Genomic DNA, 14741 nt, shown 5'->3' with positions numbered 1-14741 from the left:
AGCTGATCTTCAAGGAGACCCACGAGTGCTTCAGCAGCAGTTCTTGAACGTGGCGACCCGCCACCCAGACCACCCGGCAGTTGTCGATCGCCACGGCAACATCCGCACCTATGCTGATCTGCTTCAGGACATAGAAGCCTTGCGCGCCCGCCTGCACGCGGTCGGCTTGCGTAACGGCGATGTGGTGGTCACGCAGCTGGGCAACAGCATCGGCTATGTCGCGCTACTGTTCGCCATGGCCAGCCTGGAGCTGGTGCACTGCCCGATAAGCCTGGCCTGCAGCACGGCGTACCGGGCCAAACGCCTGAAACAGGTGCATGCCGCCGTGCTGGTCACAGAATACGGCACCATGCCCGCAGGCACCCAGGTTCCCAGTTTCGCCCTGCGCAGCCAGCCACCTGCCACCCTGCAAGCGCCTGCCCACCAGCAACAGACCGGCTTGATGCGCATGCAGGAAACCACTGGCGCCCCTGGCGCACTCCGGCTCGCGTTATGGCGCCAGGAGCATCTGCATCGGGAGATCCTGCACTGGGTCGAATCCGCAGGGCTCGACGCCAGCGCACGCTATCTGAACATCCATAGCCTTGATAGCCGCCATGCCACAGACCTGCATGTGTTCCCGGCGCTTTTGACCGGCGCGACATTATATTTAGGCGAGGCCGCGAACGTCGAAGAGACCCTGCGCACTCTCGACCAACAGCGCATCACCGTGATGAGTGCATTGCCGTCACAGTATCTGGCCCTGACACAGGCCGCCGAACAGACTGGTATTCGCTTGCCAGCACTGGCCATGCCATTGTGTGAAGACCCTTATCTGGATGAGCAGATCTTGCTGCAAGCCGAGCGCTGCCTGGGCATTCATATCAAGCGGATTTACGGCTGCGCTGAATTCGGCATGATCCTCGCCGACTTCAGCCCCGGTCTGCAGCTCGAAAGTGGCATGCGCCCGCTGGGCAACGTTGAAGTGACACTGACCGCCATCGACCCAGGGTACCCCGACATCGGCGAGATCAGCGCCCGCTGCGCCCACCATGGATCAGGCTACTACCCGCTTGCGAGCGATGCGAGAGAGGATGATGTTCACGCCTGTGGCGACATCGCCCGTCGACTTGCTGACGGCAGCCTGATCTTGATGGGCCGGGCCACTGATGCCCTGCTCAGCACACAAGGCATTCAGTTCACGCCCGACATCGAGCGACATATTGCGCAGACACTGATGCCGGAGTGCGTCGTGGTCATGGTGGACGAGCACGACCGTCGCCGCGCCTGTGTCGCTGTCCAGGCCAGTGCCACTGCGGCTGACCAGCAGCAGACGGCACTGCGCGGCCTGCTCGACCGGCTGGGCATCAGCGCAACCATCACGGTGCTCGACAAAATGCCGCTGACAACCTCCGGCAAGCCGGATCGTGCACGCCTGCGCCGGCAACTCGGCGCTCAAAGTACGGGTAATGACAGAATTCCGCTTTTGAAATCACTGACTTGAAACTGTGCCCGTCACTGACTTCAGATAGACATCCCCCCCGTCACAGGCCAGCCAAGACGCTTTTCCCATCCATTAATTGTCGCGATCGATGGCATAGGCCGCCCACGCCTGGCGTGTCGGAACCACTTCGAGACGATTGATATTGATATGCGACGGCAGGCTGCACACATAAAAAATCTGCTCGGCAATGTCCTCAGCAGTCAATGGCGTTGTACTGCCATACAGCGCATCGCTGGCAGCCTGATTGCCGTTGGTTCGCACCAGGGTAAACTCGGTTTCGGCAATTCCTGGGGCAATGTCGGTGACCCGCACACCAGTGGCGATCAGGTCGCAGCGCAGGTTATAGCTGAACTGTTTGACGAACGCCTTACTGGCACCATACACATGCCCGCCCGGGTAAGGCCATTCGCCCGCCACCGAGCCGATATTGATGATGCTCGCGCCCTGGCCGGTTTCCAGCAGTTTGGGCAGCACGGCATGGGTGACATTGACCAGCCCGGTGATGTTGGTGTCGATCATGGTGTGCCAATCTTGCAGCGCCACCGTCTGCGCAGGCTGCGGCGCCAGTGCCAGACCTGCGTTGTTGACCAGTGCGTCGATGCGCGCAAAAGCGGGCGGTAACTGCGCGACGGCATGCGCTACAGCCTCGGCGTCGCTCACATCGAGTTGCGCGATATGCACCGGCACGCTTGCGCCCAGTTCGTCCTGCAACGCCAGCAGCCGCTCAATGCGTCGCCCGGTCAGGATCAGCGACCACCCGGCAGCGGCGAAACGCCGCGCAGTCGCGCGACCGAAGCCGGACGTAGCGCCGGTAATAAAAACGACTTTGCTCATGACATTCTCAGTCTGGTCAAGGGTCAGCAACTGGCTTGCAGTTCGTGATACTGCCGATTGAAATAGATCAGGCTGTGCGCCTGCGCGGTGCTGTGGATCGCCAGCACTTCACAGATGAGCACATCGTGGGTGCCGACCTCGGTGATCTGCTGCAGCCGGCAATCGAAAGAGACACTGGCCTGTTGCATCACCGGCGAGCCAGAAACGCCGGTCTGCCATGTAGCTGCCGCGAAACGCTCGTCCATCGAGGTCTTGCCACCGAACAGGTTGGAAATATCCTGCTGCCCGGCGCCCAACACGTTCACGCACAGCACCGCGTTGCGTTTGAAGGTTTCGTACACCGAGGCGCTGCGGTTGAGGCACACCAGCAGGCTCGGCGGCTCATCGCTGACGCTGCACACCGCAGATGCGGTAAAGCCGGCCCGGCCGCCAGGACCATCGGTGGTGATGATGTTAACGGCAGCACCGAGGCGCGCCATGGCGCTGCGGAACTCGGCTTTACCGGGCGCCGAGTGCTCAATGGCGTGCGACGCACTGAAGGTTGCAAGGCTGCTAGACATGATGGGTTACCAGATTGAAGTTGATTTCAGAGCAACTGACAGGCGTCGTCGAAGGCCAGCCGTGGCAGGCGGTCGTACAGTTTTTCCGGGTTACCGTGGCCGAGGTTGACGATGAAGTTGGCCGTCCAGGTGCTACCGGCAAAGAACTCGGCATCGACCTTTTGGGCATCGAAGCCTGACAAAGCGCCAACATCCAGCCCCAACGAGCGAGCCGCCATGATCAAGTAGGCCCCCTGCAGCGAGCCGTTACGAAATGCGGTCTCATGCGCGGCTTCAGGGCTGTGGGTAAACCAGCTCTTGGCGTCGGCGTGCGCAAACAGTGTCGGCAGGTGCTCGTAGAAGGCCCGGTCCCAGGCAACGATCACGCTGACCGGAGCGGTCATGGTTTTCTCCAGATTGCCCTTGGACAAAGCAGGTGCCAGACGCTCCTTGGCGGCCGCGCTGCGCAGAAACACGAAGCGACCGGGCGAACAGTTGGCCGAGGTGGGCGCCATTTTCAGCAGGTCATAGAGTTGACGCAGGACATCGTCATCAATGCGCTGATCGCTCCAGCCGTTGTGGGTACGGGCTGCGCTGAACAGGGTAGCCAGCGCGGCATCATTCAAAGCTTGGCTCATGTACGCTCCCCGGATTGGGCCTCAAGAAACGCCAACAACTGTTCGTTGAACACGCTGGCGGCAGTGATGTTGTGGGCGTGCGCGCCCTGCTCGACGATATGCAGGCGTGCATTGGGCAAGCCTTGGGCAAGCTGTTGCGAACAGGTCCAGGGCACCAGTACATCGTCTCTGGCCGCCGACACCAGCGTGGCAACGTTGATCCCGGCCAACCGCTCACTGATATCGAACCGGCGAAGCGCCGCAATGCGCGCCTTCATGGTGGCGACCTCAGGAAAGCCGGCAAAGGCATGCTCCACTTCGGCTTGCACTGTCTCGGCGTTGGCCGCACACCAACTGGCCGGGTACAGGAAGATCGGCTGCGCCTCGACGTAAGCGCGCGGGCCAACCGCATCCAGCAACGCCAGACGCGCCTCGAAGCAGCGCGCCGAATGCGGGTTGGGCGCCGCCCAGGCATTGATCAGGGTCAGGCTGCGCAGCCGCTCAGGGAAATCCAGCGCCAGTTGCAGCCCGGCCAGCCCGCCCAGTGCATGGCCGATCAAGTGGCATTCGCCGGTCTGCGTGATGTCAAGCAGGTCGCGAATGTCCAGGGCCATATCGGCAATACGGTAATCCTGCGCCAACGTCTGACGACTGCGCCCGGTGCCGCGCTGGTCGTAGGCGATGACCTTATAGCCGGCGGCTACCAGCCGTGGAACCAGCGCCGACCAGTAGCCCGCCGCGCCGCCCAGCCCGGATGACAGCAGCACCGCAGGCCCATCGGCAGGTCCGTGCACATCAAAGTGCAGGGCCGTACTCACTGGGCGTTACCTGCAGGCGCTTTGCCAATATGAGCGATGCTGGCGATCTCGATCAGGGCATCGGCTTTGACCAGGCCGGTCTGCACGCAATAGCGCGCCGGTTTTTCACCGGGAAAGAATTCGGCATACACGCTGTTGATAGCCGCATAGTCTTCCCAGTTTTTCAGGAAAACGTGGTTGAACGTGATGTCATCCATGGTGCCGCCCGCTGTTTCGACAACACCCTTGATGATGTTCAGGACATGCCGGGTCTGCGCCGCAGCATCACCGACGTGCACCACGTTGTTCTCGCTGTCGAATGGCAGGGTGCCCGATACATAAAGAATGCCGTCGGCCAGTGTGCCGGGGACGAAAGGGGCGAGCGGTTTGCCGGTGCCTGGCGGAGTGATGACTTGTTTGGGCATGGGAGTAACCTCATAAGTTAAAAACGAGAAGAGCGACCTGACGATCAGTGCGCCGCGATGCTGGTGATGAAGTCATCTACGGTGGAAACCCAGCCGAAGAAGCTTTCGATGTTGTAAACCGTGCTGGCCTGTATGGGCGCGCCGCCCAGCTCATGGGTGGCGTCGTGGAGCATTACGCCGAAGTACTCAAGGTGAAAGGCATCGCGCAGGGTGCTTTCAACGCAGACATTGGTAGCGATCCCGGTGAAGACCAGATTGCGGATGCCCCGGGCACGCAAGGTGCTGTCCAGGCTGCTGTTGAAGAAACCGCTGTAGCGCGGCTTTGGCACCACGATGTCGCCCGGTTGCGGCGCGAGCGCGTCGACGATCTGATAGTCCCAACCGCCCTTGGCGAGAAAGCGCCCCTGCAGGTGCGGATTTTTACGCATGGTTTTCAGGGCGTTGGACTTGTACCAGTTCGGCGAACCGGGGCCGCCGGCCTCCACGTAGTCGCTGTCCCAACCGTTCTGCAGATAGATCACGCAGATCCCGGCCGCCCGCGCCGCAGCGATGGCCTCGCCGGTCTTGGCAATGACGCTTTGGGCACCGGAAATATCGAAGCCGGCCGAGTCAACATAACCACCGACACTGGCGTAGGCGTTTTGCATGTCAACCACGATCAACGCCGTATTGGTTTGATGCAGGTACAGAGGCTCCGGGCGCGCCGGCAGCACGATCGGCGCACCGGCGCCCGGCACCTCGGCGATACCCGCCGGGATGGTCAGGTTCTTGGCAGTGCTCATGATGCAACCCCGACAGCTGCGGGTTGGGAGTCGGCCTGGCTGGGCACCGGCGTGGCCACCTCGATACGGCTTTTCATCAGCGGCTGGATGCGCTGCCCAAAGGCTTCAACGCCTGCGATAAAGTCGTCGAAGGTCAGCAACACGCCTTCGGTGCCCTCCACTTCGGCCACTTCGTCGAGCATGCGCGCAACGTTGGCGTAAGAGCCCACCAGGGTGCCCATATTGATATTGACGGCATTGGTCCGATCGGCCATTTGACGCACATTGGTGTCAGCTCCGGAGGTTTTGTCGACCGCACCTTGCGCGCCCAACCAGGCGACCGCCTCTTCATCGACGCCAGCCTTGTAGTGCTCCCACTTGGCGCGGGCGGCTTCGTCGGTCTCATCGGCGATGACCATCATCAGCACGAAGGTAGTGACGTCACGACCGGTTTCACGGCTCGCCTCAATCAGCTTCTGCGCGGCGGGGGCAAAGGCCTTGGGCGTGTTGATGCCCTTGCCGAAACAGAAGTTGTGGTCGGCATGCTGCGCCGAAAAGGCCATGCCAGCGTCGCTTTGCCCGGCACAGATCACTTTCATGTTGGCCTGCGGCTGGGGGCTGACGCGGCAGTCGTCCATCTGGAAGTGCGCGCCCTTGAAATCGGATTTACCGGTGCCCCACAGGTCACGCAGTACCTGGATATATTCAGAGAGGTATTCGTAGCGATTGGAAAAGAACTCATCCCCAGGCCACATGCCCATCTGCGAGTACTCGGGGCGCTGCCAGCCGGTGACCAGGTTAACGCCGAAGCGGCCGTTGGAAATCGAGTCGATGGTCGCCGCCATGCGCGCGATGATCGCCGGCGGCATGACCAGCGAAGGGGCGGTGGCGAAAAGTTGGATACGGCTGGTGACCGCCGCCAGGCCCGCCATCAGGGTGAACGACTCCAGGTTGTGATCCCAGAACTCGGTTTTGCCACCGAAACCGCGCAGTTTGATCATCGACAAGGCGAAGTCGAAACCATAGTGCTCGGCCGCCAACGTGATCTGTTTGTTCAGTTCGAACGTTGGTTTGTACTGAGGAGCGTTTTCGGAAATCAGCCAGCCGTTGTTGCCGATCGGGATAAAGATACCCACCTTCATAAGCTTCTCCACTCGCCGTGCACATCCCCATTGGATGCGGGTCGAAAGAAGCTTTGCATGCGTCATGCCATTTATTTTTTGTTGTTTTTTATCAATTAGTTAGATAAAAAAATAATTCATTGGCAGACCAAATGGTCTGTTTTGAACCGTTTGAATTTTAAAAGCTGCCCGATATTGATGCGCAGCGAGCCAGCATGGGGCACCGAAGGCTTGGCACCTGACATCCGTCAATAACACAGGCATTAGCGCCACAGGCTGGCGATGCCAGATCTGCCCTCACGAGCAAGCCTGATACAATCGCCGCTCGATTCGCTGGGTGGTTGAGATCGTGAAAAGCAAATCCGTCGAAAACGTGGCTGCCGCTGGCAAGACACTGAAAAAGGCTGCCGCCAAAAAGGTCACCGGCAAAACCAAAAAGCCTGCTGCCGGGGTAAAGACCACCGTGGCGCGCAGCATGAGTGCGAAATCGGAACAGCGCCGCCAGGCGCAGATAAAGAACAAGCGCGAGTCGATCATTCACGCAGCGCTGGAGCTGTTTTCCCGGTTCGGCATGCACGGCACCAGCCTTGACCAGGTCGCCGCAGCAGCGGACGTGTCCAAGACCAATTTGCTCTACTACTTTTCCAGCAAGGAAGAGCTGTACACCAATGTGCTGCAGCATCTGCTGGAGATCTGGCTGTTGCCGCTCAAGGGCTTCGATGTCCAACAGCAGCCGATGGACGCCATCGGGGACTACATCCGCGCCAAGCTTGAGCTGTCTCGCGACCACCCCGCCGAGTCGAAACTGTTCTGCATGGAGATCATGCAAGGCGCCCCGCTGATAAAGGCGCAACTCGAACAACAGCTACGGCAGATGGTCGAGAACAAGGCCGCAGTGATTCAGAGCTGGATCGAAGCAGGCAAACTGGCGCCGCTGGACCCTTATCACCTGATCTTCTCGATCTGGAGCACGACTCAGCACTACGCCGACTTCAGCACTCAGATACAAGCCATTACGGGCAAAACACTGGCGGACCCGGTGTTCTTTGAAGAGGTTTTGCATAACCTGCAGAACTTGCTCTGCCACGGCATTCGCCCCCGCCCTGACACTGAGCGCTGATCGCCTGACAAACAACTGGAGCAGCCCGCAAGACTGCTCCTTAAGCCTCAGCACTTCGCCGCTTCACCGCCCGCCCCCGCCTCAACGCCTTATTACGCCCCTGCGGCTCACGCCCGGCAGTCCTGCCTGGCGATTGTGTCGCCCGCTTCTCGTGCGCCACGCACAAACTAAGTGCTCTAAATCAGACCATATGATCCGTTTTCATCGCATTCGATTTGTAACCTACTGTTAATAAAAGACTTATTTTTAATGGCACGGAAGCTGCTGTTGGCCATACCGCGCTGAGCCAGAGGGCCCGCCGGCTCAGCCTTGTGCTGTTAATCATTCGCCTATCAGCAGGAAAACGACTTATGTTCAGGAATGTTTTGCAGAGTACTGTGTGTGCGGCCGTTCTGTTTGCCAGCGCCATCGGGCTGGCACAGGCCGAGGGGCTAACGCTCAAGGCACCGGCGAAGATCGCCATGGTGTATATCAGCCCGCGTAACGACGGCGGCTGGACGCAAGCCTTCGATGAGGCCCGGCAAAAACTGGAAAAAGAACTCGACCAGAAGATTCAGTTCGTAGAGAGCGTGCCTGAAAATGCTGCGGCCATCACTCCGGTCGTTGACCGGCTGATCGCCCGGGGCGCCAACATCATTGTCGGCACAGCCTTCGGCTACTCCGATACCTTTCTGGAACTGGCCCGCAAATACCCTGACGTCGCCTTCCTCAATGGCTCAGGCACGACCAACGCAGCCAACCTTGAATCGTTCTATGGGCGCACCTATGAAAGCCAATACCTGTGCGGTATGGCTGCCGCAGCAGCGTCCAAGTCCGGCAAGCTGGGCTTTGTCGCCGCCAACCCCTTCGGCCAGGTGAACTGGACGGTCAACGCCTTCGAGTTGGGTGCCCAGCAGATCAACCCGCAAGCTACCGTCAATGTGGTCTATACCGGCGCCTGGAACGACCCGGTCAAGGAACGCGCCGCGACCATGGCGCTGATCGACAACGGTGCAGACGTCATCGGGCAACACGTCGACAGCCCGACGCCGCAGTTGGTCGCCCAGGAGCGTGGTGTGCACGGCACCGGCTATCACCGTGACCTCAGTGAGTTTGCGCCAAAAGCAACTGTCTGCTCGTCGATGTGGGTCTGGGAGCGCTTCCTGGCGCCGGAACTGAAAAAAGTCATGGCCGGTAACTGGCAGCCCTCGGCCAACGGTGCACTGCTGTCGATGCAGCAAGGTGGCACTGATATCAGTCTGACCGACGCCCCGATCATTTCTGCTACTGATCGGGCGAAGATCGAGGCCGCCCGCGCCGAGTTGCTCGCCGGGACCAAAGTCCTCTACAGCGGCCCGCTGAGTGATCGCGACGGCAAAGAGCGAATCGCCGCCGGCAAAGTCATGCCTGACGCCGAGCTGTGGAAAATGGACTGGTTCGTCAACGGCGTGAAGACTCAGCAATGAGACAGGTCAACGCGCTACAACTGACCGGCATCAACAAGTCGTTCGACGGTTTCCAGGCCTTGAGTGACGCGCACTTCAGCGCCGCATGGGGCGAGGTCCACGCATTGCTGGGGGAAAATGGCGCTGGCAAATCATCATTGATGAACATTGCCGCCGGCCTGTATGCGCCAGAAACCGGCAGCCTGCTGGTGGATGACAACCTGGTGCGGCTCAGCGGTCCAAAGGATGCCAGCCGCTACCGGATCGGCATGGTCCATCAGCACTTCAAGCTGGTAAAGCCATTCACGGTGGCGCAGAACATCCTGCTCGGCCTGCCCGCCGAGCCGCAACAGGGCAGCTATGGCAAGCGCCTGAAACGGCTGGAAGAGCAGATCAGCGCCAAGGCAGCCGATCTGGGCTTTGTGCTCGACCCACGCCAGCCGGTGGAACAACTGTCGGTGGCCGAACAGCAGCGCGTGGAAATTCTCAAGGTGCTGCTCGCCGGCGCGCGCATTCTGATTCTCGATGAACCCACCGCCGTGCTCACCGATGTGGAAGCCGAACGACTGCTCACGACCGTGCAAGCGTTCGCCCGACAAGGCGCTGCCGTGGTGCTGGTGACCCACAAGATGACCGATGTGAAGCGCTTTGCTGATCGGGTGACGGTGATGCGCGGCGGCAAAACCATTCAGACCCTCGATCCCCGGAGCGTCAGCATCGAAGAGCTGGTGCGCCTGACCGTGGGTGAGGCAAGCCAGGCCGGTTATCAGGCAGGTCCACCGGCCGGGCCGGTGCGGGTGCATGTGCGTGACCTGCGCAGCCCGCCCGGTAGCGGGCCGCTGGCGGGGGTGAACATGAGCCTGCGCGCCGGGCAGATCTACGGCATTGCCGGGGTGGGCGGCAACGGTCAGAGCGAGCTGGCAAATGCCCTGATGGGCCTGCCCCAGCCGACCGAAGGCGAGATTCACCTGGAGGGTTTCGGTGATCTGCGCGCTGCCAGCGCCGAGCAGCGCCGCACCCTGCGCATCGCCTGTATTCCGGCTGACCGCTACGGCGCCGCCTTGGCGGGTTCATTGAGCGTGGTCGAGAACTTTGCCATCGGTCAGGTTCATGCAGGGCGCTACGGCTCGTTCCTGCGCCTGCTCGGCAAGCGTATGCGCAGCGATGCGCAAGCAGCGGTGAGCGGGTTCGATGTGCAAGGCGTGCGCAGCCTGGACCAGGGTGCTGCCCTGCTCTCCGGCGGCAACGCGCAGAAGCTGGTGATTGCCCGCGAGTTCAGCCGCGACCCGCAACTGGTGGTGGTGCACAGCCCCAGCCGTGGCCTGGATGTGCGTGCCACCCAAGCCGTGCATGGCCGCTTGCGTGCCGCCCGTGATGCTGGCGCCGCCGTACTGGTAATAAGTGAAGACCTCGATGAAGTCCTGACGCTGGCCGACCGAATTGGCGTGATGAACGGCGGGCGCATTGTCGCCGAGTTCGCACACCCCGCCGACCGCCAGGCCATCGGTAAAGCAATGGTGAGCCATGACTGATACCACGCTGCCTCAATCCACCGCACGCCCACGTCAGCCGCTGTTCGGCCGACGCTATGCTCTGGAAACCCGCCAGCAGATGACCTGGCACCAGCAAGCGCTGGTGATCGGCCTGGCGCTGCTACTGGGTCTGACCATCTGCGCGTTGATCCTGATCAGTGCCGGTGTTCCAGCGGGGGAACTGCTCAACGAGTTTGTTGTGCAGACCCTGCTCGATGCCCAGAACCTGCGTGCCGTGTTGTTCCAGGCGGCGCCGATGATCATGGTCGGCCTGGCCGGCTGCATGGCCTTTCGCGCACGGTTCTGGAACCTTGGCCTGGAAGGCCAGATGATCTGGGGCGCGATTGGCGCCACGGCGATTTCACTGTTCGACATCGGCCCGCAGGTCCTGCGTCTGCCGCTGATGATGCTCGCAGCCATGCTGTGCGCGATGCTCTGGACCCTGGGCCCGGTGCTGTTGAAGCTGCACCTGAAGGTCAATGAGATCATCTCGACACTGATGCTCAACTACATCGCGGCCAACTTCCTGCTGCATCTGGTGTACGGCAGTTGGAAAGACCCGCGTGACAACTTTCCCTACTCACCGCCCCTGCAGAGTTTCGAGCGCCTCCCCGACTTTATCGCCGGCTATAACGTGGCCATTCTCATGGCACTGGTCATCACCGCCTTCACCCTGTGGTTCATCGGCATCTCCCGCGCCGGTCTGTACCTGCGCTTCGTCGATGCCAATCCGCGGGTGGCCGCAGCGATTGGTGTACCGGTGCGCAAGATGATCATCGCCACCGTGCTGCTGTCTGGCGCCCTGGCCGGCATCGCCGGATGGGTGGTCACGGCAGGCCAGGAAGGTCGGCTGACCCAGTCGTTCTATCAGGGCTACGGCTTCTCGGGTGTGCTAATCGCCTTTCTGGCACGTAACAACCCCGTGGCGGCAACCGTGGTGGCGCTGTTGATTGCCCTGCTGTTCGTCGCCGGGCGCAACTTGCAGGTGTTCTACCAGATCCCCTTTTCGATGGTGCAGTTGATTCAGGCGATTCTGGTGATCTGCGTGGCGTGCTCGGACTTTTTCATTCGCCATCGCTTGCGGCGTATTCAGGCTGGAGACTGCTGATGGAACTGTTGACTCACTGGCTCGGCAACGCGCCGGATTTCGCGGTGCCTTTCGCCCTGGCGGCGCTGGGTTTGATCCTCACCGAACGCGCCGGCGTGCTGGCACTGGGCGCCGAAGGGTTAATGCTGGTCGGCGCCCTGGCCGGTATCGGCATGCAACTGGGCCTGGGCCTGGCCGGCCTGTCACTGCTGGTCGCGATGCTGGCCGCCAGTGTCGTCTCGTTACTGTTCGCCGTAATGGTGCTGGTGCTGCGGATCAATCAGGTCATCGCAGGTCTTGCGCTGGTGTTCTTCTGCCAAGGCCTGACCGGACTGACAGGCACCGTACTGGGCTGGACCAACCGACCGGTCAGCGGCCTGCACAGCGTTGAACTGTGGCCACTTTCCGAGTTGCCGGTGATGGGCAAGGTCTTCGTGCAAAACCCGCTGGTGTATCTGACTGTGCTGATTTTCATCGCCGTGGTGTGGTTTCTGCAGCGTACTCAGACCGGCCTGCGTCTGCGCGCTGTTGGCGAAAACCCACAGGCTGCCGATGCGGCCGGCATTCCAGTGCTGACCTATCGGCTGGCGGCGATTGTCGCGGGGGCGGCACTGATCGGCCTGGCCGGTGCTTATATCGCGGTGTTGAGCACCAAGATGTGGATTGCCGACATGACCGGCGGGCGTGGCTGGATTGCCGTGTCACTGGTGATCTTTGCGCGCTGGTCGCCTTGGCGTGCCCTGGCCGGCGCGTTGCTGTTCGGTGCCATCGAAGCCCTGATTCCACAACTGGCCGCTGCCGGCGTGCAGTTGCCGCAGTACTTTCTGCTGATGACCCCTTATGCAGTCACCCTGCTGGTGATGATCTGGGTCGCCATCAGCAGCGGTGAACAGGCCAGCCAGCCTGGCGCACTGGGCGAGCCCTATATACGCGAACAACGACGCTGAGGCGTCATGCCTTGGTACTTATTAACGTTTAAAAATTTCACTGCAGCCCATAACAAAAAACTTGCATACACGGTCACGACCGTCGGCGCACTGCGCGCCGCGGTGCGTGCCGCGATGATTGCATTGGAACTGCCGCGCGACACACACAACAACTTAGAACCCTGATCCCGAAGTTCCGGAGCACACTTAATGAACTACAGCGCTACTTCCCTGATGTTGGCAGGCGGTCTCCTTGTGGCCGGTCAAAGCATGGCCGGTGACCTTTTACAGTGGCAGGACAATAGCCTGACTTATCTGAACGGTATCGATTTCAAAGTCGACCCGACCAAGCAGCAGACCCTGACCTTTGAGCATGCCAGCGGTTGGAGTTTCGGCGACCTGTTCCTGTTTGTCGACGTCACCAAGTACAACGGCAAAGCCACTAACGCGGCCAGTGACGGTCACACCTTTTACGGTGAAATCAGCCCGCGCCTGTCGCTGGGCAAGATCACCGGAACCCACCTGTCGTTCGGGCCAATCAAGGATGTGCTGCTGGCGGCCACCTATGAGTTTGGCGAAGATGGCGCTAAAAACTATTTGCTCGGCCCTGCGGTGGACCTGAACATTCCCGGCTTCGATTACTTCCAGTTAAACACCTACTACCGCGAACGCGACGGCAAGCGTGACGGCAGCGGCGTCTGGCAGATCACGCCGGTGTGGAGCTATACCGTCCCGGTGGGTAACTCCGAGCTGGTCCTCGACGGTTTCATGGACTGGGTGGTCGACAACGACAAGAGCTACCACGCCAACCTGCACTTCAACCCGCAGATCAAATACGACCTGGCCAAGGGACTCGGGTTCGGCAAGAAGTTCTATGTGGGTGTCGAATACGACTACTGGAGCGACAAGTACGGAATCAAAGACAGCCAGGTGTTCGCGACTGACCAGAGCGCGATCAGCTTGCTGCTAAAGGCGCACTTCTAACGAGTCGTTGACATCCTCCCCGTCTTAAAGGGCGGGGATTCCCACAACTGGACGCTCATGCCCGAGCGCGAGAATGTTCTTTGCGGCGTTGACGTCGCGGTCGTGGGTGGCACCACACCCACAACAAGTCCATTCCCTTATTCCAAGCCCTGCGATACCTCTCGGCCTCGAGTCCGGCAATTGCTTGCAGCTCGAACAGGTTTGGGTGGTGTCTCTTTCGCTAACAACCTTGAAAACCGTGCCTGCGTGATCGCATTTGTATTCCAGCATGGTTTTCAATTGACCCCAGCCGGCGTCCAGCACCGACTTGGCCATCCTGGTTTTCGCGAGTTTCAGTGAGCTCACATCGCCCACCACAATGACGCCACAACGCGCTACCAGCGCGTTGCTGAACTTATGCAGGGCGTCCTTGCGGCGGTTCGCAACCTTGGCGTGAATCGCCCGCACACGGGCCTTCTTGCCGGCGCGCTGGGCCGTGCCCAGGGCGCTCTCCAGATCCCGGTAGAACCTGCCGCTTTCAAGGCGATCACCGTCGCTGCAGGTGGCTCTGGCCTGGCGATAACTGCCGGTCGACCTCGACCACGACGTTGAAATACCAGCGTCCACGGCTGTCCTCGTTGAAGCTACCGGATCTGAATTTAAAGCCCGCCAGGCCGTAGCTGTCCCAGACCTTGAAGTGCTGTCTGTTGAAGACGACCTGGCCGTTTTTCCAGACAGCAGCACCGGCCTTGAGGGGCACCCAGCCCAAGCTGCGCCGAGCGCCGCCCGAGCAGCGCCAGCGTAGCTGGCGCTTTTTGAACTGCTTGCGCCGTGTGACATATTCGTCGGCAACAGCCTGCACCGATTGGCTGTGCAGTCCCAGGTCTTTGCCGGCCCCGTTGGTGTACTTGTGAATGTCGAACGCCGACAGAAAACGACCACGCTCACGAATCGTGCGACTGCTCAACTCGTTTACGTAGTTCCACACAAAATTCACAGCACGAGAAGCTTCACGCAACTGCGCTGCATGCTTATCTCGCACTCGAATCTTGAGGGTTCTGGTCGCTTTCATTTCAGTCATGAAACACAGAATAAGGGCGGTTTTATGGATA

The 14741-nt window shown here is 60.5% G+C and carries 17 protein-coding genes; 8 read left to right on the top strand and 9 right to left on the bottom strand.

What is annotated here, in order from left to right; translation table 11 throughout:
* The first annotated feature begins 25 nt into the window (after window positions 1-25).
* Window positions 26-1483: a class I adenylate-forming enzyme family protein gene (locus tag NJC38_RS13265; protein ID WP_253115110.1), complete on the top strand. Its 1458-nt coding sequence runs from the start codon at window positions 26-28 to the stop codon at window positions 1481-1483.
* Window positions 1484-1555: 72 nt separating this feature from the next.
* Here the strand turns inward: NJC38_RS13265 and NJC38_RS13260 are convergent, their stop codons facing one another.
* The 7 genes from NJC38_RS13260 to rutA are packed head-to-tail and all read right to left on the bottom strand — an operon-like array spanning window position 1556 to window position 6598.
* Window positions 1556-2317, bottom strand: coding sequence for an SDR family NAD(P)-dependent oxidoreductase (locus NJC38_RS13260; RefSeq protein WP_253115109.1), 762 nt, complete (start codon window positions 2315-2317; stop codon window positions 1556-1558).
* A gap of 23 nt (window positions 2318-2340) precedes the next feature.
* Complete coding sequence (rutF, locus tag NJC38_RS13255) at window positions 2341-2877, bottom strand: NADH-dependent FMN reductase RutF (RefSeq protein ID WP_253115108.1); 537 nt, start codon at window positions 2875-2877, stop codon at window positions 2341-2343.
* A gap of 26 nt (window positions 2878-2903) precedes the next feature.
* Window positions 2904-3494, bottom strand: coding sequence for a malonic semialdehyde reductase (locus NJC38_RS13250; protein ID WP_045481897.1), 591 nt, complete (start codon window positions 3492-3494; stop codon window positions 2904-2906).
* The gene (rutD, locus tag NJC38_RS13245) at window positions 3491-4279 is read right to left on the bottom strand and encodes a pyrimidine utilization protein D (RefSeq protein ID WP_144403359.1); all 789 of its coding nucleotides are present in this window, start codon (window positions 4277-4279) and stop codon (window positions 3491-3493) included. Before rutD ends, NJC38_RS13250 begins: the two co-directional genes overlap by 4 nt.
* An 8-nt stretch (window positions 4280-4287) precedes the next feature.
* Complete coding sequence (gene rutC / locus NJC38_RS13240; protein WP_045481903.1) at window positions 4288-4695, bottom strand: pyrimidine utilization protein C; 408 nt, start codon at window positions 4693-4695, stop codon at window positions 4288-4290.
* Window positions 4696-4739: 44 nt separating this feature from the next.
* A complete protein-coding gene (gene rutB, locus NJC38_RS13235) occupies window positions 4740-5477 on the bottom strand; it encodes a pyrimidine utilization protein B (protein WP_253115107.1) in 738 nt (245 codons plus the stop codon).
* Window positions 5474-6598, bottom strand: coding sequence for a pyrimidine utilization protein A (rutA, locus tag NJC38_RS13230; protein WP_045481906.1), 1125 nt, complete (start codon window positions 6596-6598; stop codon window positions 5474-5476). Before rutA ends, rutB begins: the two co-directional genes overlap by 4 nt.
* A 454-nt stretch (window positions 6599-7052) precedes the next feature.
* Here rutA and rutR point away from each other — a divergent pair, with 454 nt between their 5' ends.
* From rutR to NJC38_RS13195, 7 genes are all read left to right on the top strand, one after another.
* A complete protein-coding gene (gene rutR, locus NJC38_RS13225) occupies window positions 7053-7697 on the top strand; it encodes an HTH-type transcriptional regulator RutR (protein ID WP_084710191.1) in 645 nt (214 codons plus the stop codon).
* 350 nt (window positions 7698-8047) lie between these two features.
* Complete coding sequence (locus NJC38_RS13220) at window positions 8048-9142, top strand: BMP family ABC transporter substrate-binding protein (RefSeq protein ID WP_045481909.1); 1095 nt, start codon at window positions 8048-8050, stop codon at window positions 9140-9142.
* Window positions 9139-10653 (top strand): ABC transporter ATP-binding protein, encoded by a 1515-nt coding sequence (locus tag NJC38_RS13215; protein WP_253115106.1) that lies wholly within the window; start codon window positions 9139-9141, stop codon window positions 10651-10653. Before NJC38_RS13220 ends, NJC38_RS13215 begins: the two co-directional genes overlap by 4 nt.
* Window positions 10646-11761 (top strand): ABC transporter permease, encoded by a 1116-nt coding sequence (locus NJC38_RS13210; protein ID WP_253115105.1) that lies wholly within the window; start codon window positions 10646-10648, stop codon window positions 11759-11761. The genes NJC38_RS13215 and NJC38_RS13210 overlap by 8 nt, the downstream gene beginning before the upstream one ends.
* A complete protein-coding gene (locus NJC38_RS13205) occupies window positions 11761-12687 on the top strand; it encodes an ABC transporter permease (RefSeq protein ID WP_253115104.1) in 927 nt (308 codons plus the stop codon). The genes NJC38_RS13210 and NJC38_RS13205 overlap by 1 nt, the downstream gene beginning before the upstream one ends.
* Before the next feature lie 6 nt (window positions 12688-12693).
* Window positions 12694-12852 carry a hypothetical protein gene (locus NJC38_RS13200; RefSeq protein WP_253115103.1) on the top strand — a complete coding sequence of 53 codons (159 nt, stop codon included), beginning with the start codon at window positions 12694-12696 and terminating at the stop codon, window positions 12850-12852.
* A 24-nt stretch (window positions 12853-12876) separates the two neighbouring features.
* Window positions 12877-13650, top strand: a complete 774-nt coding sequence (locus NJC38_RS13195; RefSeq protein WP_253115102.1) for an outer membrane protein OmpK — start codon at window positions 12877-12879, stop codon at window positions 13648-13650.
* A gap of 24 nt (window positions 13651-13674) precedes the next feature.
* Here the strand turns inward: NJC38_RS13195 and NJC38_RS13190 are convergent, their stop codons facing one another.
* Window positions 13675-14256, bottom strand: a complete 582-nt coding sequence (locus NJC38_RS13190; protein WP_253115101.1) for a transposase — start codon at window positions 14254-14256, stop codon at window positions 13675-13677.
* Window positions 14177-14701, bottom strand: a complete 525-nt coding sequence (locus NJC38_RS29170) for a hypothetical protein (protein ID WP_253115100.1) — start codon at window positions 14699-14701, stop codon at window positions 14177-14179. The genes NJC38_RS13190 and NJC38_RS29170 overlap by 80 nt, the downstream gene beginning before the upstream one ends.
* Window positions 14702-14741 lie beyond the last annotated feature (40 nt).

The sequence above is a fragment of the Pseudomonas sp. 21LCFQ010 genome (genome assembly GCF_024129905.1).
Taxonomy (GTDB): Bacteria; Pseudomonadota; Gammaproteobacteria; order Pseudomonadales; family Pseudomonadaceae; genus Aquipseudomonas.
The sequence above is the reverse complement of the archived record's forward strand: the minus strand, read 5'-3'. Positions and strand labels throughout refer to the sequence as shown.